This is a genomic window from bacterium, assembly GCA_021372515.1.
Classification (GTDB): Bacteria; Gemmatimonadota; Glassbacteria; order GWA2-58-10; family GWA2-58-10; genus JAJFUG01.
Genome location: JAJFUG010000073.1, coordinates 62,030 through 83,783, shown reverse-complemented (window position 1 = coordinate 83,783; position 21,754 = coordinate 62,030). Strand labels below are relative to the sequence as shown.

17 protein-coding genes are annotated in these 21,754 nt (G+C 63.0%); 9 read left to right on the top strand and 8 right to left on the bottom strand.

The window, feature by feature from the left end:
• Nucleotides 1-89 precede the first annotated feature (89 nt).
• Complete coding sequence (locus LLH00_07920; GenBank protein ID MCE5271196.1) at nucleotides 90-1,046, top strand: acetyl-CoA carboxylase carboxyltransferase subunit alpha; 957 nt, start codon at nucleotides 90-92, stop codon at nucleotides 1,044-1,046.
• A 393-nt stretch (nucleotides 1,047-1,439) separates the two neighbouring features.
• Here the strand turns inward: LLH00_07920 and gcvPA are convergent, their stop codons facing one another.
• From gcvPA to LLH00_07905, 3 genes are all read right to left on the bottom strand, one after another.
• On the bottom strand, nucleotides 1,440-2,783 hold the full coding sequence (gene gcvPA / locus LLH00_07915; GenBank protein MCE5271195.1) for an aminomethyl-transferring glycine dehydrogenase subunit GcvPA: 1,344 nt from the start codon (nucleotides 2,781-2,783) through the stop codon (nucleotides 1,440-1,442).
• Between the two features lie 22 nt (nucleotides 2,784-2,805).
• On the bottom strand, nucleotides 2,806-3,180 hold the full coding sequence (gcvH, locus tag LLH00_07910; GenBank protein ID MCE5271194.1) for a glycine cleavage system protein GcvH: 375 nt from the start codon (nucleotides 3,178-3,180) through the stop codon (nucleotides 2,806-2,808).
• Between the two features lie 192 nt (nucleotides 3,181-3,372).
• Nucleotides 3,373-6,015 carry a glycoside hydrolase family 3 C-terminal domain-containing protein gene (locus LLH00_07905; GenBank protein MCE5271193.1) on the bottom strand — a complete coding sequence of 881 codons (2,643 nt, stop codon included), beginning with the start codon at nucleotides 6,013-6,015 and terminating at the stop codon, nucleotides 3,373-3,375.
• Between the two features lie 255 nt (nucleotides 6,016-6,270).
• On the opposite strand from LLH00_07905, the gene LLH00_07900 reads away from it, so the two are divergent.
• Both LLH00_07900 and LLH00_07895 read left to right on the top strand, forming a co-directional pair.
• On the top strand, nucleotides 6,271-7,920 hold the full coding sequence (locus LLH00_07900) for a hypothetical protein (GenBank protein ID MCE5271192.1): 1,650 nt from the start codon (nucleotides 6,271-6,273) through the stop codon (nucleotides 7,918-7,920).
• Between the two features lie 237 nt (nucleotides 7,921-8,157).
• On the top strand, nucleotides 8,158-8,580 hold the full coding sequence (locus LLH00_07895; GenBank protein ID MCE5271191.1) for an OsmC family protein: 423 nt from the start codon (nucleotides 8,158-8,160) through the stop codon (nucleotides 8,578-8,580).
• A gap of 4 nt (nucleotides 8,581-8,584) precedes the next feature.
• On the opposite strand, the gene LLH00_07890 is transcribed toward LLH00_07895, so the two are convergent.
• Nucleotides 8,585-9,418: a hypothetical protein gene (locus LLH00_07890; GenBank protein MCE5271190.1), complete on the bottom strand. Its 834-nt coding sequence runs from the start codon at nucleotides 9,416-9,418 to the stop codon at nucleotides 8,585-8,587.
• Nucleotides 9,419-9,661: 243 nt separating this feature from the next.
• Between LLH00_07890 and LLH00_07885 the strand changes: the two genes are divergently transcribed.
• Nucleotides 9,662-11,098: a hypothetical protein gene (locus tag LLH00_07885; GenBank protein ID MCE5271189.1), complete on the top strand. Its 1,437-nt coding sequence runs from the start codon at nucleotides 9,662-9,664 to the stop codon at nucleotides 11,096-11,098.
• Nucleotides 11,099-11,425: 327 nt separating this feature from the next.
• On the opposite strand, the gene LLH00_07880 is transcribed toward LLH00_07885, so the two are convergent.
• The 3 genes from LLH00_07880 to LLH00_07870 form a co-directional block, all read right to left on the bottom strand.
• Nucleotides 11,426-12,442 carry a radical SAM protein gene (locus tag LLH00_07880; protein MCE5271188.1) on the bottom strand — a complete coding sequence of 339 codons (1,017 nt, stop codon included), beginning with the start codon at nucleotides 12,440-12,442 and terminating at the stop codon, nucleotides 11,426-11,428.
• A gap of 108 nt (nucleotides 12,443-12,550) precedes the next feature.
• Entirely contained in the window at nucleotides 12,551-12,988 is a 438-nt protein-coding gene (locus tag LLH00_07875) for a RidA family protein (GenBank protein MCE5271187.1), read from the bottom strand.
• A gap of 93 nt (nucleotides 12,989-13,081) precedes the next feature.
• Nucleotides 13,082-14,083 (bottom strand): Gfo/Idh/MocA family oxidoreductase, encoded by a 1,002-nt coding sequence (locus LLH00_07870; protein MCE5271186.1) that lies wholly within the window; start codon nucleotides 14,081-14,083, stop codon nucleotides 13,082-13,084.
• 267 nt (nucleotides 14,084-14,350) lie between these two features.
• Here LLH00_07870 and LLH00_07865 point away from each other — a divergent pair, with 267 nt between their 5' ends.
• From LLH00_07865 to LLH00_07845, 5 genes are all read left to right on the top strand, one after another.
• Nucleotides 14,351-15,127 (top strand): AMP nucleosidase, encoded by a 777-nt coding sequence (locus LLH00_07865; GenBank protein ID MCE5271185.1) that lies wholly within the window; start codon nucleotides 14,351-14,353, stop codon nucleotides 15,125-15,127.
• Nucleotides 15,128-15,237: 110 nt separating this feature from the next.
• Nucleotides 15,238-17,805, top strand: a complete 2,568-nt coding sequence (gene glgP / locus LLH00_07860) for an alpha-glucan family phosphorylase (protein MCE5271184.1) — start codon at nucleotides 15,238-15,240, stop codon at nucleotides 17,803-17,805.
• The gene (locus tag LLH00_07855; GenBank protein MCE5271183.1) at nucleotides 17,796-19,145 is read left to right on the top strand and encodes an ATP-dependent 6-phosphofructokinase; all 1,350 of its coding nucleotides are present in this window, start codon (nucleotides 17,796-17,798) and stop codon (nucleotides 19,143-19,145) included. The genes glgP and LLH00_07855 overlap by 10 nt, the downstream gene beginning before the upstream one ends.
• Nucleotides 19,142-20,161 carry a pyruvate kinase gene (pyk, locus tag LLH00_07850; protein MCE5271182.1) on the top strand — a complete coding sequence of 340 codons (1,020 nt, stop codon included), beginning with the start codon at nucleotides 19,142-19,144 and terminating at the stop codon, nucleotides 20,159-20,161. Before LLH00_07855 ends, pyk begins: the two co-directional genes overlap by 4 nt.
• Nucleotides 20,162-20,187: 26 nt before the next feature.
• Nucleotides 20,188-21,036 (top strand): DUF3800 domain-containing protein, encoded by an 849-nt coding sequence (locus tag LLH00_07845; GenBank protein ID MCE5271181.1) that lies wholly within the window; start codon nucleotides 20,188-20,190, stop codon nucleotides 21,034-21,036.
• Between the two features lie 218 nt (nucleotides 21,037-21,254).
• Here LLH00_07845 and LLH00_07840 read toward each other — a convergent pair whose 3' ends face one another.
• Entirely contained in the window at nucleotides 21,255-21,707 is a 453-nt protein-coding gene (locus LLH00_07840; protein ID MCE5271180.1) for a hypothetical protein, read from the bottom strand.
• Nucleotides 21,708-21,754: the final 47 nt, after the last annotated feature.

The window sequence follows — 21,754 nt, the reverse complement described above, 5'->3', positions numbered from 1 at the left end:
GGGCTTATTGTCCCCGCAAACTGGACTGGAAGACCAATCCCGGCGCGCATGCCGCCCGGACCACGGATTCACGAGCGGAGAATGCCACGATGAACGGTCAGTACCTCGATTTCGAGAAACCGATCCACGACCTGGTGGACAGGATCGCCGAACTGGACCGTCTGTCGGAGAGCCAGGGCCTGGACCTGCGTTCCGAGATCGGCAAGCTGGAGAAAAAACTGGCGCGCCTGCGGGAGGAAATATACCGCAAGATCACACCTTACCAGCGGGTCCAGCTGGCCCGTCACCCGCAGCGCCCTTACGCCCTGGACTACATCGGCTCAGTGTTCGAGGGGTTCGTGGAGCTCCACGGCGACCGTCAGTTCCGCGACGACCCGAGCATCGTGGCCGGCTGGGCCTGGTTCGAGGGCCGGGCCGTGATGGTGATCGGCCAGCAGAAAGGCCGCGACACCAAGGAGAAAATCTACCGCAATTTCGGGATGCCGCACCCGGAGGGCTATCGCAAGGCGTTGCGCCTGATGTACCTGGCCGAGAAGTTCAGCCGTCCGGTGGTGACCCTGATCGACACCACGGGCGCCTACCCCGGCCTGGGGGCCGAGGAGCGCGGCCAGGCCGAGGCGATCGCCCGCAACCTGCGCGAGATGACCCTGTTGCGCACGCCCCTGGTCTCAGTGATTATCGGCGAGGGCGGAAGCGGGGGGGCCCTGGCCCTGGGCATGGGCAACCGGGTGCTGATGCTCGAGAACGCGACCTACTCGGTTATCTCGCCCGAGGGCTGCGCCTCGATCCTGTGGCGCGATGACGCGGAGAAGGAGAAAGCCGCCGCAGCGCTCAAGCTGGACGCTAAAAGCCTGTTCGGGTTCGGCATAATCGACGAGATAATCCCCGAGCCCAACGGCGGGGCGCACATGGACCCGGCCGCCTCCTCGGCCAGCCTGAAAGAGGTGCTCTCGCGCCACCTGGCTCAGCTCAGCAAGGTCAAGCCCGAGGAGCTGGTGCGCCAGCGGATCGACAAGTTCAGCCACATGGGTGCGTACGAGGAGTGAGGTGGGGCTGTTTAAGCTATGGATTTTACTGTAAGGGCACGGCCTGCCGTGCCCTTTTCTTTTTGACATCAGAATCACGGGAGGCCCGGATTGGGTCTGACTGCATGAGGTATGGAAGGGGCAGTCTCTGCCTCCCCCTTTGAAAAAGGGGGATTGAGGGGAGATTTGATATTATCTAATCCTTTCTTTCCACTGCCTTGTCTGGCGGGAGGATATCGCGAAAGAGGTGGTAAAACGGACTGTCTGATTAAATCCCCCCGGCCCCCCCTACGCCGGGGATCGAGAATCAAAGCGGATTCCAGGAGTCGCAGGCAGCGCGGGCCTACCGTAGGGGCGAACCTTGTGTTCGCCCGTTTACTTTTGCCTGCTATCTGAAAACCAAAAGGCCCCGCTTCACAGCGAGGCCAGGGTTTCCACTAAGCTGTCCATCTGCTTTCTTGTCCGCTTCTCTGTCACCGCGGTGAGAAGCAGGCCCTCCCACTGACTGTCCAGACGCCCCAGGTCGATCCCGGCCAGGAACCCGCGCGCCAGGGCTTTCTCGATCACCTCGCGCGGCGGCTTGGGCGGCCGCAGCACAAACTCGCGGAAGAACGGCTGCTCCGGGTACGCCAGGCTCCAGCCGGGCAGGGCCGCGATACGCTCGGCCAGATAGTGGGCTTTCTGCAGGCTCAGGTTCGCCGCCTCGGTCAGGCCCTCGCGGCCCAGCAGGGTCAGGTGGATCGTGGCGGCCAGGGCCAGAAGGGCCTGGTTGGTGCAGATGTTGCTGGTGGCGCGCTCGCGCTTGATATGCTGCTCGCGGGTCTGAAGGGTGAGCACGTAGCCCGGCTTGCCGTTCACGTCCTCGGTCATGCCGACCAGACGGCCCGGGAGCTGGCGTTTGTAGCCCTCGCGCGTGGCGAAAAAGCCCAGATACGGTCCGCCGAAACTGAGCGGCACGCCCAAGGGCTGGCCCTCGCCCACTGCGATATCGGCCCCCGCCTCGCCGGGCGAGGTGGTCAGGGCCAGGGCCACCGGGTCGCAGACCACCACCGAGAGCGCACCCTTTTCTTTCGCCAGGGCGCAGAGGGCTGCGGTGTCCTCCAGCGCTCCCAGGAAATTGGGGCTCTGCACGATAACGCAGACCGTGTCCTCATCCAGGGCCGCGGCCAGGGCCTCAGGGTCGGTGGCGCCGTTCTTCGACGGCACCCGGCGCACAGTGCAGCGCCCACCGGAATTGTAGGTTTCCACCACCTGACGGTAGGCCGGGTTCACCGTGTCCGAGACCAGGACCACCGAACGCTCATCATTGATCGCGGCGGCCATCAGGGCGGCATCCGCCGTGACCGAGCCGCCGTCGTAGCCGCTGGCGTTGGCGATGTCCATGCCGGTCAGGCGGCAGACAAGACTCTGGTACTCGTAGATCGCCTGGAGCGTGCCCTGGCTGACCTCGGCCTGGTAGGGCGTGTAGCAGGTGTAGAGCTCGGAGCGCGAAAGGAGCTGCCAGGTGGCGGCCGGGATGTAGTGGTCCCAGGCCCCGCCGCCCAGGAAACTGAGCGTGGCGAAGGGGTCGCAGTTGGCGGCGGCCACCTCCTCGACCAGGGCGGTGACTTCCATCTCGGTCAAGGGCTCGGGCAGGCTCAGACGGCAGCGGGCCTGGACCTCGGCCGGGATGGAACGGAAAAGCTCATCCAGCGAATTCAGGCCGAGGCTTTCGAGCATCCTCTTGACATCGGCCTCGGTGTGTGGCGTATATCTCATTCTCTGCGCGCGCTTTCCGGCCTCAGCCGATCATGTCCTTGTATTCTTCCGGGGTCAGAAGATCGTCCGGGGCTTCCTTGGTCCTGACCTTGATCATCCAGCCGTCACCGTACGGGTCGCTGTTGACCAGCTCCGGCTCATCGGCCAGGGTGTCGTTGATCTCATCCACGGTCCCGGTGACCGGGCTGTAGAGGTCGGCCACGGTCTTGACCGCCTCGATTGTGCCGAAGCTTTCCATTGTCTCGACCTGGTCGCCCACCTCGGGCAGCTCGACATAGACGATGTCACCAAGCTCGTTCTGGGCGTAATCAGTGATCCCGATCACCGCGAGGTCATCCTCCTCGAAACGGACCCATTCGTGTTCCTTGGTGTACTTCAAATCCTTCGGGATTTTCATCTTGCATTCCTCTTCCGAATTGTGAAAAAGGTATCCTCGAGCTCGCTGCGGGGTTTCAGGCGCGCAGGTATCTGTTACAGGCCCGCTACTATATTTAAACAATAATCCTTTGTCAAGGACAGATAAAGGGGCGGCGCTCAAAAAAAGGGAGCGCCGGGCTGGGACATAACCCCGGCGCTCCCTGAGCGTGGATCAGCGCAAGGTGACCTGGCCGGTCACGGCGCCGGTGGTGGCGGCATCCGCCGAGCCCTTGAAACCGGGCTGCTTGCCGCCCACCGTGATCTCGAACGCGCCTGGCTCGGCCACGCGCACACCGTTGTCGTTGATGATGGTGAAGGCATCCGGCGCGAGGCTGAACTCACAGCGGGCGCTCTCGCCCGGGGCGAGCGAGACGCGCTTGAACCCGACCAGGGCGCGCTGCGGCACGGGCACCGAGGCCTCCAGGTCGGACAGGTAGACCTGGACCACCTCATCCCCGGCGCGGCTGCCGGTGTTCTTGACCGTGACCGCCACTTTGACCGAGTCGCCGGCGACGATCTCGGCGGGAACGCTCAGCTCGCCGTACTCGAACGTGGTGTAGCTGAGGCCGAAGCCGAACGGGTAGAGCGGCTCACCCTTGAAATAGCGGTAGGTGCGGCCCTGCATGTTGTAGTCCTCGAACGAGGGGAGCTGGTCGACCGACTTGTAGAAAGTCACCGGCAGGCGTCCGCCCGGGTTGTAATCACCGAACAGCACATCCGCCACGGCCTTTCCGCCCTCCTCGCCCGGGTACCAGGCCTCGACTATGGCCGGCACGCTCTTGTCGGCGCTGTTGATCGACAGCGCGCTGCCGTTCATCAGCACCAGCACCACCGGCTTGCCCGAGGCCACGGCCTGCTTGAGCAGGGCCTCCTGGGTGGCGGGAAGGTCGAGGCTGGTGCGGTCGCCGCCCGAGAACCCGGGCACCTCGACCGGCATTTCCTCGCCCTCCAGATTGGGCGACAGCCCCAGGCAGAGCACGATCAGGTCGGCCTGCCTGATGACCGGGGCGATATCGGCCTGCACTGGCAGGCTCCACTCCAGCACCACGTTGCCGTCACCCTTCATCCCGGTCATCTCGAGCTGCAGCTCGTGCACGCTGCCGGCCTCGAACTCGACCTCGGCGCTCTTCTCGGTCCAGGCGCTGGTGTCCGACTGGACAAGCGCGGCGCCATCCAGGCTGAGGGCGAACTTGTCGCGGCAGGAAAGACGCAGCTTGTAGCGGCCGTCCACCGGGGCCTGCACTTTCCCGCTGATCCGGGCCGAGTGCACCTGGCCCTCCAGCTGCGGCACCATCGGCCAGTGGAAACGGTGGTACTGGAAACCGATGAACGGGGCGTCCGTGACCGCCACCGGCTCGCCGGAGACCGCCTCACCCGCGAAATGCTCCACTTTCAGCTTGCCGTTCCAGCCCTCGACCGGCTGAATGGCCTCCGGCGGGACCATTTCCCAGTTCTCGAAATTCTGGGCGATGCCGCAGCCGGTGCGGTAGGTGACCTCGGCCTCCGGTGGCAGCTTGGCCCGGATACCGTCCAGCACCGTGGTGTAGGCCGAGGGATGGCCGTTGTAGTTTCCCAGCAGGCAGTCCAACGAAACCGCCTGGGGCCCGAGCACGACCACTTTCTTGTACTTGTTGCGGTCCAGGGGCAACATCCCGCCGGCGTTTTTCAGCAGAACGATGGACTTGTGCGCCGCCTCCAGGGCCAGCGCGCGGTGCTCCGGGCTGTCGTTGACCGATACGGGAATCTGTGCGTAGGGAACCATGCTGTCGGGGTCGAACATCCCGAGGCTGAAACGGGCCAGGAACAGGTGCGTGACCGCGGAGTCGATCTCGGCCTCGGTGAGCAGGCCCTTTTCCACCGCCTCGCCCAAGGCCTCCTGGTAGGACTCGCCACAGTTGAGGTCACAGCCGGTGCGTACGGCCAGCGCGGCGGCCTCGGCCGCGTTGGCGACCACGTTGTGGCCCTGGTAGAAATCGCGGATCGCCCAGCAGTCGCTGACCACGTAACCCTTGAAATGCCATTCGTTGCGCAGGATATCGACCAGCAGGGTGGGGCTGGCGCAGCAGGGATGGCCACGGAAACGGTTGTAGGCTCCCATGATGCTCCAGGCGCCGCCCTCGACGATGCAGGCGTGGAAAGCCGGCAGGTAGGTTTCCAGGAAATCGCGGTCCCCCACCACGGCGTCAAAACGGTGGCGCTCCGGCTCCGGGCCGCTGTGCACGGCGTAGTGCTTGGGCGTGGCCACTGTTTTCAAGTACTTGGGGTCATCGCCCTGCAGGCCCTTGACAAACTGCACGCCCAGGCGCGCGGTAAGGAACGGGTCCTCGCCGTAGGTTTCCATGCCCCGGCCCCAGCGCGGGTCGCGGAAAATGTTGATATTGGGCGACCAGAAAGTCAGGCCGGTGTAGATCCGGTGGTCGCCGTTGCGCATGGCCTCGTTGTGCTTGGCCCGGCCCTCATCCGAGATCACCGTGGCCAGGCGGAAATGCAGGTCGGTGTCCCAGGCGGCGGCCAGACCGATGGACTGAGGGAACACGGTGGCGATGCCGTTGCGGGCCACGCCGTGCAGGGCCTCGTTCCACCAGTTGTAGGAGGGGATGCCCAGACGGTCTACTGCCGGCGCGTCGTGCCCCATCTGCGAGATTTTCTCGGGCAGGGTCATGCGCGAGACCAGGTCCGCGGTCCGGTCCGCGAAAGGCAATCCGGTGTCGAGATACGCCATTTTTTTCTCCTTGGGCGCACAGGAACCAGCCGCCAGGGCCAGCACACACGCGGCCAGGCCGGCCGTCAGGTACCTGAAAACGAACATTTGCATCGCCACCGTCCCTCCGTTTGAGCGTTACGGCTGAGATAACCGGATATAAATTGAGTTCTCCGCAAAACGATTCTAACCACTCGGAAACAGTCGTACAAGCTTTTCCGCACTCGCGGCGGTCTTAAACCCGGCCCAGGCGGGAAAAAGAAATATTTGCTGTTTTTTCGCACGGGTCTTATTATTCTCATTACGCTTACAGCACTGACAATTAAGGTCAGGCCGCAGGACCAACCTTCTCTGTCCCCGGAGCGCCGGATGCCCATCGACATTAAAGCCATTCTCAAAAGAATGAGCCTCGAGCAGAAAATCGGGCAGATGATCTGGTGCCCGCTCTGCGGTTTCCACAACTCCCTCAAGGACAGACAGATCGCCCAGGGTGAGGATCTGGCCCGCAGCGGCGCTCTGGGAGGCATGCTGTTCAAATGCGGAGAGCTGTACGAGACAGCCACACGCATCCAGAAAATCCAGCAGGGTCTGGAGCTGCCCCTGGCCGTGGCGGCCGAGGTGGAAAACGGACTCGGCTCGCTTCTTTCCCGGGGCACGCATTTCCCGAGCAACATGGCGTTCGGGGCTACACGCAGCGGAGAATACGCCTACCTGGCCGGCAAGATCACGGCCGAGGAATGCCGGGCCGTTGGAATCAACACGATCATCGGCCCGACCTGCTCCCGGGTGGGTGTGGCGATCCCCGAGGGCCTGCCCAGGGTGGAATCGTACGGTGAGAAACTGCACCTGGTGACCCGTCTGTCCACGGCTTTTATCAAGGGCGTGCACACCGGCGGCGCTGTGGCGGCCCCGCGCTATTTCCCGGGCACCGAGGCGATCTGCAAGGGCGAGTTCACCGGCAGCCGCTGGCTGTATCATCTGCGCAAGCTGCTGGTCGACACCGAGCTGGGTGTGTTCGAGCTGCTGAGCGAGGCCGGCCTGGCCGCGCTGATCGTGGACTGGCGCGAGATGCCGGACCTGATCTCGGGCAAGATGGTGCCGGCGATCACCGACCGCAACCTGGTGGAGGTTTTCCTGCGCGAGGTCCTGGGGTTCAAAGGCGTGGCCATGACACCCGACCTGTCGGAACGTCACATGGAACATCTGCTCGAACCGGAGTCGCTGGTGGCGATGGTCAACGCCGGGGTGGATGTCTTGGCCGGGGTGCCCGACCCGGAGGCGGTGACCCGGACCCTGCTGGACGCGGTCTACCGTGAGCGTATCCCGATCACCCGGGTGGAGCAGTCCGCCGAGCGCGTGCTGTCCCTGCGCCTGCGCCTGAAAAAGAACACCCGCCCGGTGATGATCCCTGAGGAGATCGACCGCAAGGTCTCCAGCCCGGCCAACCTCGAGGTGGCCGACCGGGTGGCCGAGGACTCGATCACCCTTCTGCGCGACCGCCGCCACCTCCTGCCGCTCGACCCGGCGCTGCGCCGCTCGCTGCTCAACCTGACTTTCACCGCGCGTTTCGAGCCGGACATGGAGAAAGACCTCCATGACTGCCTGAGCAAAACTTTCGAGCGTGTCAGCAGCCGTCAGCTGGACAGCCGGGTGGACTCGGCCAAGCTGGATGAGGCCTGGGTCGAGGCCCAGTCGGCCGAGGTGATCCTCTGCTGCATGTTCACTAACCAGGGACCGAAATATTCGGCCCACGGTTTCAGCCCGACCCAGGTGGAATTCGTTCGCCGCCTGATCGAGATGGACAAGCCAGTCATTATGGCCTCGTTCGGCGACCCGCGGGTGATCTGCCTTTTCCCGGAGATCGACTGCTATCTCTGCCTCTACTCCTCCTGCCGCGCCAGCCAGTGCGCCCTGGTCAACGACCTGTTCGGCAAGCTGGTGATGCCGGTCAAGGGCAAGCTGCCGATCACCCTGGACCGCAGCCTGCCCTACGGTTTCGGCCTGGACCTGGCGCAATAGCCCGGGGCCAGGGGGGGCCGGCGGGGCGCAAAGCGCCCGGCCGGCCGCGCGGGGGAACCCGCAGGATCGTAACACTCCCTCGACACTTTCCTCACCTCCACCCTTGTCTTCTCCCTGCCCCCGCGCGCGGCCAGCCCCGCGTGAAACGCGGCGCCGGCCCCCCGCTCCGCACCGTGGCCTCGCTCTCTGGACAAGCCTGCCTCGACTCCATATCGTTAGTACGAAGGAGGAAAGACAATGGAAAAGAAAGCCACTGTCCGTTGGGTCGAGGGTTTGCAGTTCGTGGCCAACCCGCCCTCCAACCATGCGATCCTGCTGGATGGCGCCGGGCCGGGCGGCGGCGCCGACAGCGCCGTGCACCCCAAGGAGCTGCTGCTGTGCGCCGTGGCCGGCTGCACCGGGATGGATGTCATCTCGATCCTGAACAAGATGAAAGTGCAGGTGAAAGCCTTCGAGATGACAGTCAGCGCGGATGAGGCCGAGGAGCACCCGAAGTACTACCGCAGCATCAAGGTGACCTATGTCCTAAGGGGCGAGGATATACCCGAGGATAAGGTTAAAAAGGCCGTGGACTTGAGCAGCGAGAAATACTGCGGCGTGATGGCCACCCTGCGCCAGCCGGTGGCGGTGAGCACAGAGGTCCGGATCGAGAAAGGCTGAGGCCTCAAAGGTCGTGGACCTTGCGGCTCATGGCCAGGCTTTCCAGCTCCAGGGTGACCGTGACCAGACTGTCGCCGGGGAGCTGGCCCGGCTGGACACAGACAGTCGGGCCCAGGGCCGCGCGCCAACGCCCTCCCGCGGAGGGCGACTCGTGGATATGGCCGTGCAGGGAGAGCCGGGGCTGGACACGCTCCAGGAAAGAACGCACCGCCAGCGAGCCGACATCCGCGCCGGATTCGATTATCCCCAGGCCGAGGCCCTGCGGCGGCTGGTGCAGCACATAGACCGCGCGCGACTGGTCGGGCGGGCATGGGAGACGGTCGAGGCTCGCGCCAAGGTCGGGCAGAGCCAGGCAGCGCTCGTTCCAGTCCGGGGCCGGGTAAAGGCCATCCGGACCGGACAGCAGCGGAGTGCGGGATACCGGCGGCGGAGTGGAGTCCGGGCGGTCGCGGCGGCAGCGGTCCTTGAGGGCGAACGGCGCATCCGTGGTCAGGGGCGAGCCGATAAAGTACCAGCCATCGAGTTCCACCGCCTCATCCAGCAACACCCGCCCGCAGCCCGACCCGGCCATGACCTCGCGGAACAGCCCGTCCAGGCCGGCCAGGTCCATGTTGCCCAGGGTGGCCAGGAACAGGATTCCGCGGCTTGACAGCGAATCGAGGTATTGCCTGAACCAGCCCTCGAGGAACTGTTTCTGCACCGCGAACAGGTCCGGTCCCAGCGGATAGAGGTCGCCGCCGTTGACAATCGCGCGCGCACCGCAGCCGTGCGCCAGCTCGGCGGCTTTCTCATACGCCGCCTTGCGGCCGTGGAGATCGGTGACATACAGGACTTTCACAGTGTGAATCCCTTCCGGCGGTGTACGCCGGGACTCAATCTACAACCGGGTGTGCGCTCCGGCAAGACAGCCGGCCGCCCCGATCCGGAAAAAACTAAACCCCTTTGCCCGCAGGGTCGATAATCAGGTTGTACGCCTTGCAGCGGCCCATGCATTCCATACTTGCGTAAACTCTAAGAATTCGCAATAATACAGGGAATGAATGCGCCGGCTGGGGGCTTGTTTTTTCTGGAGGGAGCCTTGATGGCAGTTGTTGGAGAACTCGAAGGACTGATCCGCAATCACGACCTTCTTATCTCGCGCGGCTCCATTGTGGATGCCGCCAAGGTGAAGGCCCTGATTTCGGAGTACATGTCCAAGAACGACATCATCTCCCGTTTCTACAAGCCGATCCGGGAAAAGCTGGAGGAACTGCTTTTCTGCGCCGAGAACAATTTCGATAAATTCCAGGAGATATTGAACTACAAGCAGATCACTCAGCTTGAGTACTACTATCCGGAATTTTTCAAGGAATTCTCGCGCGACCTTAACGATTCGGCCAATGGACGGATCGCGGGGGGAATCCAGCTCTACGCCGGCCTTCTGGCCGCCTCCAGCCTGCACGCCGACCGCCGCCTGCTGTTCAAGACAATCGACCATTTCCTCAGCAAACGGGAATATGCCAAGGTCCAGCGCATCTTCGAACGCCTGGACGAGACCTCCCGTACCGTGGCGGCCCTGGGCGCCGAGAACGGCGCAGTGCGGAACAATGTCCTGATCTCGGATGAGGGCGTGGCGAAGGAGATCGGGCGGATGCTGTTCGCGGCCTACTCCGAGGAGACCTCACGCCTGGAGGGGCAGAACCAGGGCTATGCTTTCGCCCGCAACGCGTTCCTGCTGGCCAACATCATGAGTTCCTACCTTCCGGAGCAGGAACTGATCACCGACTCCAGCCTGGTCAGCGCGGCGGTCCTGTATTTCAAGGAGCTGGTCCAGCGCACCGACATCGACAACACGGCCGAGCTGGTCAAGTTCATCGAGCAGTTCAAGAACAACCCCGCCACCCTGAAATTCAGGAACGAAAGCCCGGAGCTGTTTGCCAACTACATGAGCAGCCCGGATGTGCGGGAATCGCTCAACGAGCTGATCCGCAACCTGCTGGGCAAAACCCGTTTCGATGAGGCGCGCAACCTGTCCACCGCGCTGGAGGGCATGCTCGCCTTCGATGCGATCTTCCTCGACCATATCGGTTCGCTCAAGGAAAGCCGTTTCTACGTACAGGCGATCGAGATGGCCGAGAAGATGAAGATGAAGGACATGCTGACCGACGAGCTGAAAATCGAGGCCCTGCGCACCCTGATGAGCGATTACTCGGAAAGCCCCCTGCGCTCTAACCTGAAGCGCCTGAGGAATTTTTGCTCCCGCTACGGCATCAACGCCGTGAGCTTTCCCGGGATCGCCACATTCCTGCGCGAGCAGCTCGAGCAGATCGAGCGCGCCAACCCCGACCTGAGCGCGGACATCGAACAGCTCTACAAGGTGTTCCGCGTGCAGAAAGTGCGCCGTGAGAACATGCAGATCGGCCTGCTGAAAATCTTCGAGCCGATCGTGATCTTCTTCACCTGGGTCTTCAAGCTGTTCCTGCGCGTGTTCAGCGGGGGCGCCGCCGCGGCCCCGGCTTCCAAGAACGGCCGCCGCTGAGATTTCGTTCAGTCTTTCCTTTCCGATACCCCGGTAATTCAGTTTGCCATCAGGATTCTCTATTCCATCAGGAATTCCGCGCGGTTATTCGCAGGGCTCAAAACCATCGAAAAAACTTAGGGGAGGGTTTAAAACCCTCCCCTACATATGGACACCTCACGGCTCTACCGCTGGGCATTTCATCCCAAAGGCGTGCTTCCTGACGTCGGTCCGCGTAGGGGCAGACCCCTGTGCCTGCCCTTTTTATCCGGGCGGCCACGGGGGGCCGCCCCTACGGTATCTATTCTCTCCTTACGGTCGAACATAACAAGTTCTTGACCGTTCCCCTCAAAGCCCCTGGAACGGTTGGTCCCGCTCGAAATCCGGGCAGTAGTTATCCCGGCTCTCCAGGGCCTGGGCCCAGACATTCTCCAGGCGGAACTCCTCGACCAGGGCCAGGGCCTGCTCGTACTCGCGGACAGTGATCGGCCGCTCCAGCCCGGGGGTGACTGTGGCCCGGTAGGAGGGGAAATATTGGGACATCAGGCTGAGCTGCACGTAGCGGGAGATGTCGCGGGAAAGAAATTCCAGCACCTGGCGGGTGCCGGCCAGGCCGCCGGGCAGGATCAGGTGGCGCACGATCAGCCCTCGGACAGCGACACCGCGTGCATCCAGTTCCAGGAGCCCCACCTGACGGAACATCTCGGACACCGCCGCGCGGTTGAGCTCCACATAGCCGCGCCCCTCGCTCAGGCGCTGTGCCGCCTCATCCGAACCGAATTTCATGTCGGGCAGATAGATATCCACCACCCCATCCAGAAGGGCCAGGGTCTCGGCGGTCTCGTAGCCGCCGCTGTTCCAGACCACGGGCAAGCGGCAGTCGGAGGCGGCCGCAAGCTCCAGTGCGGCCAGCACGACCGGAAGGTGCGAGCTGGCGGTGACCAGGTTCAGGTTGTGGCAGCCGGCCCGCTGAAGAGCCAGGAAGCGCCCGGCCAGGCCCTGGGCGTCCAGTTCCTGCACCCCGCTGTCCGCGGCCCCTCCCGGGGGAAGGTGCGATATCTGGAAGTTCTGGCAGAACAGGCAGTGCAGGCCGCAACCGGCGAAAAACACCGTGCCCGAGCCCCCCGTGCCCACGAGCGGCGGCTCCTCGCCGAAATGGGGCACCGCGCTCGCCACCGGGGCGCTGATAACTGAATCCGCCCCGCAGGCCCCCCGTTGTCCCCCGGAACGCTTCGCCCGGCAGGCGCGGGGGCAGAGACGGCACTCTGCGGCCAGCTCCAGGGCGCGTTCCGCACGATTCGTCAGCTCGCCGCTCGCGGCCAGGGCCAGCCAGCCGGGCTTGTATGTCTCGTTCGTACCACTCAACCGGCCTGCCTCCGAATGAGCTAACCCGCGGTAAAACCGCATAGCATCATAATGCGGGGGGCGGGTTTGAAACCCACCCCTACAGTGCTTACGGCAATCCCAGCCTGTCTATTTCGCTTGCCCATCCACCGCAACGGCCTCGATCTCGACCAGCGCGCCGCGGGCCAGGGCCGCCACGGCCACCGTGGAGCGGGCGGGCTTGGCGCCCGGGAAGAACTTGACATACTCCTCGTTCATCGCGCCGAAATAGTCGATATCTGTCAGGAACACGGTTGTCTTGACCACCCGGTCCATCCCGGAGCCGTTGGCCTCCAGGACAGCCTTGATGTTCTGGAGCGCCTGACGCACCTGGGCGCGGATCTCCGGCTCCATCTTGCCGCTGGAGGGCTCCGCGCCGATCTGTCCGGCCACGAAAACCAGCCCCTGGGCCTTGACCGCGTTCGAGAAAGGCGGCTCCGGTTTCTGTTCCGTTTTCTCCGCGCCCTGGGCCAAAAGGGCTCCAGCCGTCAACAGCAGCGACAGCGCGGCAACTATCAATTTATTCATCCTGATCTCCCGCTTGAATGAACAGCCAGCTCAGCATTCATCCGCTCGCAACGTGTGCAGGCCTTTTCCCCGACCCCTCCCGCAGCGTCATCTTTACAGCAGCTCGTCTATATACACCCGCCGTCCCTCGCGGGCGCTGATCACCGCGGCCAGAACCGGGGCCAGGCTGCGAAGGCCCTCCTCGCCGTTGACAATCGGCTCGCGGTCCTCGCGCACCGCGCCCTGGAAATCCTTCAGCTCCACAGCCAGGCTGTCCTGCGGCTCGAAATCGATCCAGTGGTCGCTCTCATCCACGTGCCCGAACTTGTCCAGTCGCTCGATGCGCCCGTCATCCACCCAGTACATGTAGCGCAGAAGGCCCTCGCTTCCGTGCCACACGCTGTAGCAGTCGTTGTGGATGTAGCTCGAGACCAGCACCCCGGTGGCCCCGGACTCGAACTCCAGCAGCGTGGCGCTCAGGTCGGGGTTGTCCATGTCCAGCATCACGTTCTCGAAATGCGAACTCACGCTCACCACCTCGCCGAGGGTGGCCCGCATCACGTCAAGAAGGTGGATGCCCATCTGGATGAGCGACTGGCTGGGGCAGGTGGCCTGGCTCCAGCGCCAGTCTCCGGGCCGCAGGCCGAACGCGTTGCTCGACCCGAAATGCGCCTCCACGACCAGCGGCTGTCCGATCCGGCCCGCCTGCACCAGCTCGCGTATTTTGGTGTACGATCCGGAAAAGCGTGTGCTGTGGCCCACGCAGAGCTTCACTCCATTATCGCGGCAGACCGAGACCAGGGCCTCGCCCTCCTTGATGCTGTTGGTGATCGGCTTGTCCACGAACACGTGCTTACCCCGCACCGCGGCCTCGTAGCCCTGTTCCAGGTGATTGTGGTTGGGCGTGGCGACAATCACCGCCTCCAGCTCCGGGTGCTCCAGCATCTGGTTGTAGCTCTCGCAGGGGGTGCAGCCGAACTCGGCGGCGAATTTCTCGCGCGAGGCCGCAGTGCGGCTGTAGCAGGCCACCACCTGGATGCTGCGGTTTTTCGTGCCGCTCAGGGCCAGTTTCTTGCCGAAATTCAGTCCGGCCAGTCCTACACGCAAGGGTTCCATGACAGTTCCTTTCGTCTCAAGGTTGAAAAAATCTCCCGCCGCGCAGCCGTTCCCTCTCGCTCCGGCGGTGTTGATAAAAATAGCCCCCAGGCGGGGGATGAGGCAAGCCCGATTCCCATGAGGATTTTCGCGTTTTTCCCGCGGCTCTTGCGGCCCAGGACAGGCCCCAGGCGCGTTTAAAGCTGAATCCGCTGTTGCTTATCCGGCCCGGGAAGTTTAAATTAATTTTGACTGGACCGGCACAGAGGCAAGAAAGGTGGAGACCGGATGGATCAGCCAGCGCCCGACAAGCGCTCCCGGAAACGACAGATTGCCCGCGAAACCCTGGAGCGTTACACAGGCAGCGCGCCGGACCTGTTTCAACCCTATGTCCTTCTGACCAATTTCCAGCTCTACGCCGAGCGTTTCGCCGCGGGCGCCGGGCGCTCCAGCCAGCGCGGCTCGGCCATGAGCGCCGCGCATGATCCCTCCGCCGGGATCAGCCTGGTCTGTTTCGGCATCGGCTCGCCCAATGCCGCCCTGATCGTGGATGTGCTCACCGCGGTGGAGCCGAGGGCGCTGCTGTTCCTGGGCCTGTGCGGGGGCCTGAGCGCCAAGCACCGGGTGGGAGATTTCTTCCTGCCCACCGCGGCGATCCGGGATGACGGGGCCAGCCACCATTACCTGCCCGAGCGGGTGCCGGCCCTGCCCTATTTCCTGATCCAGCGCCACCTGAGTCTCGAACTCGACCGGCGGGGCCTGACCTGCCGCCATGGCATTATCCACACTACCGGGTACCGTTTCTGGGAGTTCGACCAGTCGTTCCGCGAGGTGCTGCTGGCCGAGCGCGCCCGGGCCATCGACATGGAGACCGCCGCCGTGTTCGCGGTCGGGTTCGCCCTGGGGCTAAGAGTGGGGGCGCTGCTGTTGATCAGCGACCTGCCGCTGACCGAGGAAGGGATCAAGACACGGCGCAGCTCGCGCGCCGTGTTCGACAAGTTCACCGACATTCATCTGGATGTGGGACTCAGCTCGCTGTTGCAGATACAGAAAGAGAGCGGCTGAGCCGCAGAGCAGCCGCTGAAACCCGACAATCTCCGGAGCAAAGCGCCCGCACGGGGAGCCGCGCTCATGCTTTCAATCCGCCCAAGACGCTGGACTACAAGGGACACCCAATGAAAAACATCACCGAGTTTTCGATTGTCCCCGCGCTGCCCGAAAAACTCCGCGTGCTGCGCGAGATCGCCGGCAACCTGTACTGGGCCTGGGACCATGACCTGATCGAGCTGTTCCGGCGCATGGACCCCAACCTCTGGGAAGCGACCCGCCACAACCCCTCGCTCATCCTGGACACGATCGACCAGACCACCCTGGACAAGCTGGCCGTGGATGACGGGTTCCTGGACCACCTGAACTCGGCCCGTCAGCGTCTGGAAGAGTACCTGGCCGACACGCGCACCTGGTTCCAGAAAGCCCACGGTGACCAGGACTACAAGATGACCGTGGCCTATTTCAGCGCCGAGTTCGGCATCTCCGAGTGCCTGCCGATCTACTCCGGCGGCCTGGGCGTGCTGGCCGGCGACCACGTGAAAAGCGCCAGCGACCTGGGCGCCCCCCTGGTGGGGGTGGGCCTGATGTACCAGCACGGCTATTTCCGCCAGTACCTCAATATCGACGGGTACCAGCAGGAATCCTACTACGACAACGACCCCTACAAGCTGCCGGTGGCCCCGGTCAACGACGCCCAGGGCAAACAGATCGTGATCTGCGTGCCGTTCCCCGGCCGCAATGTCTGCGCCCGCATCTGGAAAGCCCAGGTCGGCCGGGTGCCGCTGTATCTGCTGGACACCAATGTCCCGGCCAACAGCCCCTCCGACCGGGCGATCACCTACCAGCTCTACGGCGGGGACAAGGAGATGCGCATCCAGCAGGAAATCCTGATGGGCGTGGGCGGGCTGATCGCGCTGGACGCCATCGGGATCGACCCGGATGTCTGCCACATGAACGAGGGCCACGCCGCGTTCCTGGGCATCGAGCGTATCCGGAGGCTTACCACCGACGCAAAGCTCTCGTTCGATGAGGCCCTGGCCGCGGTGAGGCCGGGCACCATTTTCACCACCCACACCCCGGTCCCGGCCGGCATCGACACGTTCGACCCGGCCATGGTGGACTACTATTTCTCGCCGCTGTACGGGCAGCTCGGCCTGGACAAACGCCGCTTTCTGGCCCTTGGGCGCCGCAACCCGGATAACGACCTCGAACCGTTCAACATGGTCTACCTGGCTTTCCGGCTTTCGGGCTACTACAACGGCGTGAGCCGCCTTCACGGCGCGGTCAGCCGCAACATGTGGCAGAATGTCTGGAGCGGCGTGCCCCTGGAGGACGTGCCGATCACCCACGTGACCAACGGCGTGCATATCCACTCCTGGCTGAGCCGCGATTTCGCCTCCCTCTACGACCGCTACCTGGGGCACCGCTGGCGCGAGAACCCCACGGACACGGCGGTCTGGGACCGGGTGGACCAGATTCCGGCCGAGGAAATCTGGCGCACCCACGAGCGCCGCCGCGAGCGCCTGGTGGCTTTCGCCCGCAAGCGCCTGAAGCGACAGCTTTCCGAGCGCGGGGCCTCGGCCCAGGAAATCTCCCTGGCGGATGAGGTGCTGGAGCCGGGCTTGCTGACCATCGGGTTCGCCCGCCGTTTCGCCACCTACAAGCGCGCCACTCTGCTGCTGAAAGACGTCGAGCGCCTGAAACGGATCATGAACAGCAAGGACCGCCCGGTCCAGTTCATCTTCGCCGGCAAGGCCCATCCGCGGGACGAGGAGGGCAAGGCTTTCATCCGCCAGATCGTGCATTTTTCGAACGACCCCGAGGTGCGCCGCCGGATCGTGTTCCTCGAAAACTACGACCTGGTGGTCTCGCGCTACATGGTCCAGGGAGTGGATGTCTGGCTGAACAACCCGCGCCGTCCGATGGAGGCCTCGGGCACCAGCGGCATGAAAGCGGTCTACAACGGAGCGCTCAACCTGAGCACCCTGGACGGCTGGTGGGATGAGGCCTACGAGCTGGAGCGCGACTCCGGCTGGGCCATCGGTAAGGGCGAGGAATACACCGACCTGGCCCTTCAGGATGAGATCGAGTCCAACGCCCTGTACAACCTGCTGGAAAACGAGGTGGTGCCGCAGTTCTACCAGCGCAGCGAGAACGGTCAGCCGCGCCGCTGGATCGACAAGATGCGCGCCTCGATCTCCAAGCTCGGGCCGGTGTTCAACACCAACCGCATGGTCCAGGAATACCTGGAGCGTTTCTACCTGCCCGCCGCCGAGAGCACGGTCACCCTTTCGGCCGACAACTACGCCCGCGCCAGGGAACTGGCCGCCTGGACCAGACGGGTCCGGGAGGCCTGGGGTGGTGTGCGCATCGAGAAAGCCGAAGCGGAGGTCGACCGCGAGTACCTGGTCGGCACGGAGATGAAAGTCCGGGCCGAGGTGCGCCTGGGCTCGCTCACGCCCGAGGATATCTCGGTGGAGGTCTATTACGGCACACTCAACCAGCGGCGCGAGATCACCGGGTCGAACACGGTGGTCATGGAGCACAAGGGCGCGGGCGGCGACGGTGTGCACCGCTTCGAGGGGCTGGTGCGCTGCTCCCACAGCGGGAGGCACGGGTTCACCCTGCGCGTGCTGCCGCGCCATGTCGACATGGTCCACCCCTACGAGCTGGGGCTGATCCTATGGCAATAGATTTCCAGCCGGAGAGGAAAGACCTGGAGGTGCTGAGCCTGGGCGCTCCGCAGCTCGATTCACCGCTCGGGCTCTCGACCCGTCCGGATGACGGGCTGCCGGACTACAAGTCGGATGACCGGCGTATCCCGTTGGATGTCTACCTGCCCCGGAAGAACGGCCCCGGGGAACCGGCCTCTTTCGAGTGCGCCGGGCCGCGGCGGCGTATCTATTTCGACCCGCAGAGCACCCGGGCGGCCATTGTCACCTGCGGCGGACTCTGCCCGGGGATCAACAACGTCATCCAGTCCATTTTCCTGGAGCTGTACCACGGCTACGGGGTGCGACGGGTGCTGGGGGTGCGTTACGGCTACGCCGGGTTCGACATGGCCTCGGCCCAGACCCCGCTGGAGCTCACCCCCCAGCGGGTGGAGGGCGTTCAGCGCAACGGCGGCTCGTTCCTCGGCTCCTCGCGCGGCGCGGTCGACCCGGCGCTGATCGTGGAGGCCTGCCGCCGCTGGAAAGTGAACCTCCTGTTCACGATCGGCGGGGACGGCACCCTGAAAGGGGCGCACGGCGTGGCCGAGGAGGCCCTGCGCCAGGGCTACGAGCTGTCCGTGATCGGCGTGCCAAAGACCATCGACAACGATATCCTTTTCGTCTACAAGACTTTCGGGTTCGACACCGCGGTCCAGGCCGCGCGGCAGGTACTCCTGGGCGCGCACAACGAGGCCGAGGGAGCGCCCAACGGCGTGGGCCTGGTCAAGCTGATGGGACGCGACAGCGGGTTCATCGCCTGCCACGCCACGCTGGCCAGCATGGTGGTCAATTTCTGCCTGATCCCCGAGTGCCCGTTCAGCCTGGAGGGACCGGGCGGCCTGTTCGAGCTGCTGGAGGAACGCCTGGTGCGGCGCAACCACGCCGTAATCGTGGCCGCCGAGGGCGCGGGACTCGACCTGGTCGACAGCGGCGAGATCATGCGCGACAAGAGCGGCAACATCGCCTACAGCCAGATGTCCCGGGATGTGGGCACGTTCCTGCGCGACAGGATCAAGGCGCATTTCGCCGGGTGCGGCCACGAGGTGAACCTCAAGTACATCGACCCGAGTTACGTGGTGCGCTCCGTGCCGGCGGATGCCGGGGACGCTCTGTTCTGCAACGACCTGGGCCGCGCCGCGGTGCACGCCGCCATGGCCGGCAAGACCGACATGGTGGTCGGCCTGTGGCACAATGTGATGACCCACGTGCCATTAAGCCAGGTCACCCACGGCAAGAAAAAGGTGGCCCTGGAGAGCAGCCTCTGGAACAGCGTGCTCTCGGCCACCGGGCAGCCGGGCCGGATCGGCGCGGCTGCCGGATGACCGCACCGCTGCGCACCGGAATAATGTGCACCCTGGGACCGTCCTGCGCCTCCCAGCCCATTCTTGAGGCCATGATCGAGTCCGGAATGCGCGGGGTGCGGGTCAATTTCTCCCATCTTACCCCCGGCGAATGCGAACGCCTGCTCGTTCCCCTCAGACAAGCCGAGAAAGCCAGCGGACAGCGAGTCCGCCTGCTGGCCGACCTTCAGGGGCCACGACCACGCACGGCCACGGCCCCGGAGGGCGGCGTGCGGCTGGAGGCAGGACGGGAAACTGTCCTCTGCGCGGGCGAAGCGCCGCTCGGCGCCGGACGGATAACGCTCGACTGTCCGGAGCTGGTCCGGGCGCTCGTGCCTGGCGCACGGGTGCTGCTGAACGACGGGGCGGTGGAGCTGGAAGTACTGGAACCGGGCGTGGAGGCGCGCTGCCGGATTGTCCGCGGCGGGGCGCTGGAGGGGCGCAAGGGGGTGAACGCCCCGGGGCTCGACCTCAGGCTCCCTGCCTTGAGCGCCAAGGATCGCGCCGACCTGGACTGCCTGGCCGCCCTCGGGTTCGACAGCCTGGCGCTTTCGTTCGTGCGGGATGCCGGCTCGGTGCGGGAGGTACGGGATTACCTGGCCGCACGCGGAGCAAGTCTGCGCCTGATCGCCAAGGTCGAGCGCGCCGAGGCCTTAGACAACCTGGAGGGGATACTGGAAGCAGCCGACGGTGTCCTGGTGGCGCGAGGCGACCTGGGGGCCGAGATCGGTCTGGAGCGGGTGCCCGCGGCCCAGAAACACGTGCTGCGCCGGGCCGCCGCCCTGGGCTTGGAGTCGATCACCTCGACCCAGATGCTCGAATCGATGTGCGTTAACCCTGTGCCCACCCGGGCCGAGGTGAGCGATATCTACAACGCGGTGCTGGACGGCACGGGCTGGCTGCTGTTCACCGGCGAGACCGCCCGCGGCCGCTATCCAGTCGAGGTGGTGCGGGTTGCCGCCGCGGTGACAAAGGAAGCGGAGAAAGCTTATATTTAGCAATGAATTCAGTTTTACAGCAAAACATGAACGACATAATTTGGTTCTCTATATTAGCAAACATCAGTGGAATTGATACCATCATGAATTCAGCAGCCAAATACAGAATGTATATCGATGAAGTCGGCAATCCAGACCTGGGAAGCTCCTCAAATCCCATTCATAGATTCTTAAGTTTGACTGGTGTCATTTTCAAATTAGACCACATTGATGATGTCGTATTTCCAGAAATGGAGTCCCTAAAGAAAAGATTCTTCGGACAGCACCCTGATGATCCAGTGATCTTGCATCGCAAAGACATTGTAAACAAACGAGATGTATTCTCAGTGCTTTCTGATCCAGAAACGGAAAAGCAATTCAATTCCGAACTACTTAATTGCTTGAGAAGGTGGGATTTCAAAGTTATAACCATATGCATAGATAAGAAAGCACATAAAGAAACATATTCCACTTGGATATATCATCCTTACCACTATTGTTTGGAAGTTATGCTTGAAAGATATATTTTCTTTCTAAGAAGTACAGGAGCTACTGGGGATGTTCTTGCAGAATCCAGAGGAGGAAAAGAGGACAAGAAATTAAAAGAAGCCTTTAACAATCTCTACAACAAAGGAACTCATTACCTTGAAAAAGGTTATCTTACACAACACCTCACAAGCTCACAATTAAAAGTCAAGCAGAAAAGCAATAACATCGCAGGTCTTCAATTAGTTGATCTTCTTGCCCACCCGAGCTGGTGTGAAATTTTGTCTGAGCAAAATTTATTTGAGAGAGAGCTCGGAGTATTTTCAAGACAGATAGTAGCGATATTGCAGAATAAATATTATCAATCAAACGGCAGGATAGCTGGTTCTGGGAAAAAATTTATAGGATAAAAAAAGAGCCCTTGCGGGCTCCGATGGCAAAGCCATCCACCTCCACATACGTGGATTGTTTAATTTATAATTCCTTTACTCTTGTTTGTCAAGATTTATTAGCATATTTCCCACCATGCTCATTCCAACCTCTTAAAATACAACGCAGTAAAGCGAACCTTTCTTCCATCGAGGCTCACATTAATCTCAAGATACAAGACAGATTTTTCATTCCACACTCAGCGGCCCAACTCGATCTTTTTCTTTTCGAGCGCGGTCCTGAACGGCACCGTGACCAGCAGGGCCAGAAGGTAGGCATAAAGCACCGAAATAATCGACACGGCCAGTCCGGGGCAGATTGTCGCGTAATCCTCCGCCGAAGCCAGAAGAATAATAAGACCCATAAGGAAAGATATTACGGCGCTGATTGTGAAATAGGCCTGCAGGGTCTTGAAAAACAGAATCCCTTTCTCCAGCGCCGCCGGCTCGACTCCCTCTTTTTTGAAGGCCACTGCGAAACAACCCGCCATTTCAGCCGGACCGTGGGTGGCGAGCGACATCAGGAGAGCGGGCGCAAGCACCAGCGCCAGGCTCGGCAGGTCCACGGCCATCATTATTTCCCCACCCATCCGCATCGCCCAGCCCAGAACCAGCAGCGTCAGCAGGGCCACGACAAGATAAGACCAGCGCATCAAAGGCCTCCAGGGAAGAGTTCGGTCGTCCGTTGTGGGTGGGCCGT

What these genes read in the sequence shown, in the direction of transcription:
- LLH00_07920 (MCE5271196.1), top strand. Translation starts at nt 90, where the DNA reads ATGAACGGTCAGTACCTCGATTTCGAGAAACCGATCCACGACCTGGTG.
- gcvPA (MCE5271195.1), bottom strand. Translation starts at nt 2,783, where the DNA reads ATGAGATATACGCCACACACCGAGGCCGATGTCAAGAGGATGCTCGAA.
- gcvH (MCE5271194.1), bottom strand. Translation starts at nt 3,180, where the DNA reads ATGAAAATCCCGAAGGATTTGAAGTACACCAAGGAACACGAATGGGTC.
- LLH00_07905 (MCE5271193.1), bottom strand. Translation starts at nt 6,015, where the DNA reads ATGCAAATGTTCGTTTTCAGGTACCTGACGGCCGGCCTGGCCGCGTGT.
- LLH00_07900 (MCE5271192.1), top strand. Translation starts at nt 6,271, where the DNA reads ATGCCCATCGACATTAAAGCCATTCTCAAAAGAATGAGCCTCGAGCAG.
- LLH00_07895 (MCE5271191.1), top strand. Translation starts at nt 8,158, where the DNA reads ATGGAAAAGAAAGCCACTGTCCGTTGGGTCGAGGGTTTGCAGTTCGTG.
- LLH00_07885 (MCE5271189.1), top strand. Translation starts at nt 9,662, where the DNA reads ATGGCAGTTGTTGGAGAACTCGAAGGACTGATCCGCAATCACGACCTT.
- LLH00_07875 (MCE5271187.1), bottom strand. Translation starts at nt 12,988, where the DNA reads ATGAATAAATTGATAGTTGCCGCGCTGTCGCTGCTGTTGACGGCTGGA.
- LLH00_07870 (MCE5271186.1), bottom strand. Translation starts at nt 14,083, where the DNA reads ATGGAACCCTTGCGTGTAGGACTGGCCGGACTGAATTTCGGCAAGAAA.
- LLH00_07865 (MCE5271185.1), top strand. Translation starts at nt 14,351, where the DNA reads ATGGATCAGCCAGCGCCCGACAAGCGCTCCCGGAAACGACAGATTGCC.
- glgP (MCE5271184.1), top strand. Translation starts at nt 15,238, where the DNA reads ATGAAAAACATCACCGAGTTTTCGATTGTCCCCGCGCTGCCCGAAAAA.
- LLH00_07855 (MCE5271183.1), top strand. Translation starts at nt 17,796, where the DNA reads ATGGCAATAGATTTCCAGCCGGAGAGGAAAGACCTGGAGGTGCTGAGC.
- pyk (MCE5271182.1), top strand. Translation starts at nt 19,142, where the DNA reads ATGACCGCACCGCTGCGCACCGGAATAATGTGCACCCTGGGACCGTCC.
- LLH00_07845 (MCE5271181.1), top strand. Translation starts at nt 20,188, where the DNA reads ATGAACGACATAATTTGGTTCTCTATATTAGCAAACATCAGTGGAATT.
- LLH00_07840 (MCE5271180.1), bottom strand. Translation starts at nt 21,707, where the DNA reads ATGCGCTGGTCTTATCTTGTCGTGGCCCTGCTGACGCTGCTGGTTCTG.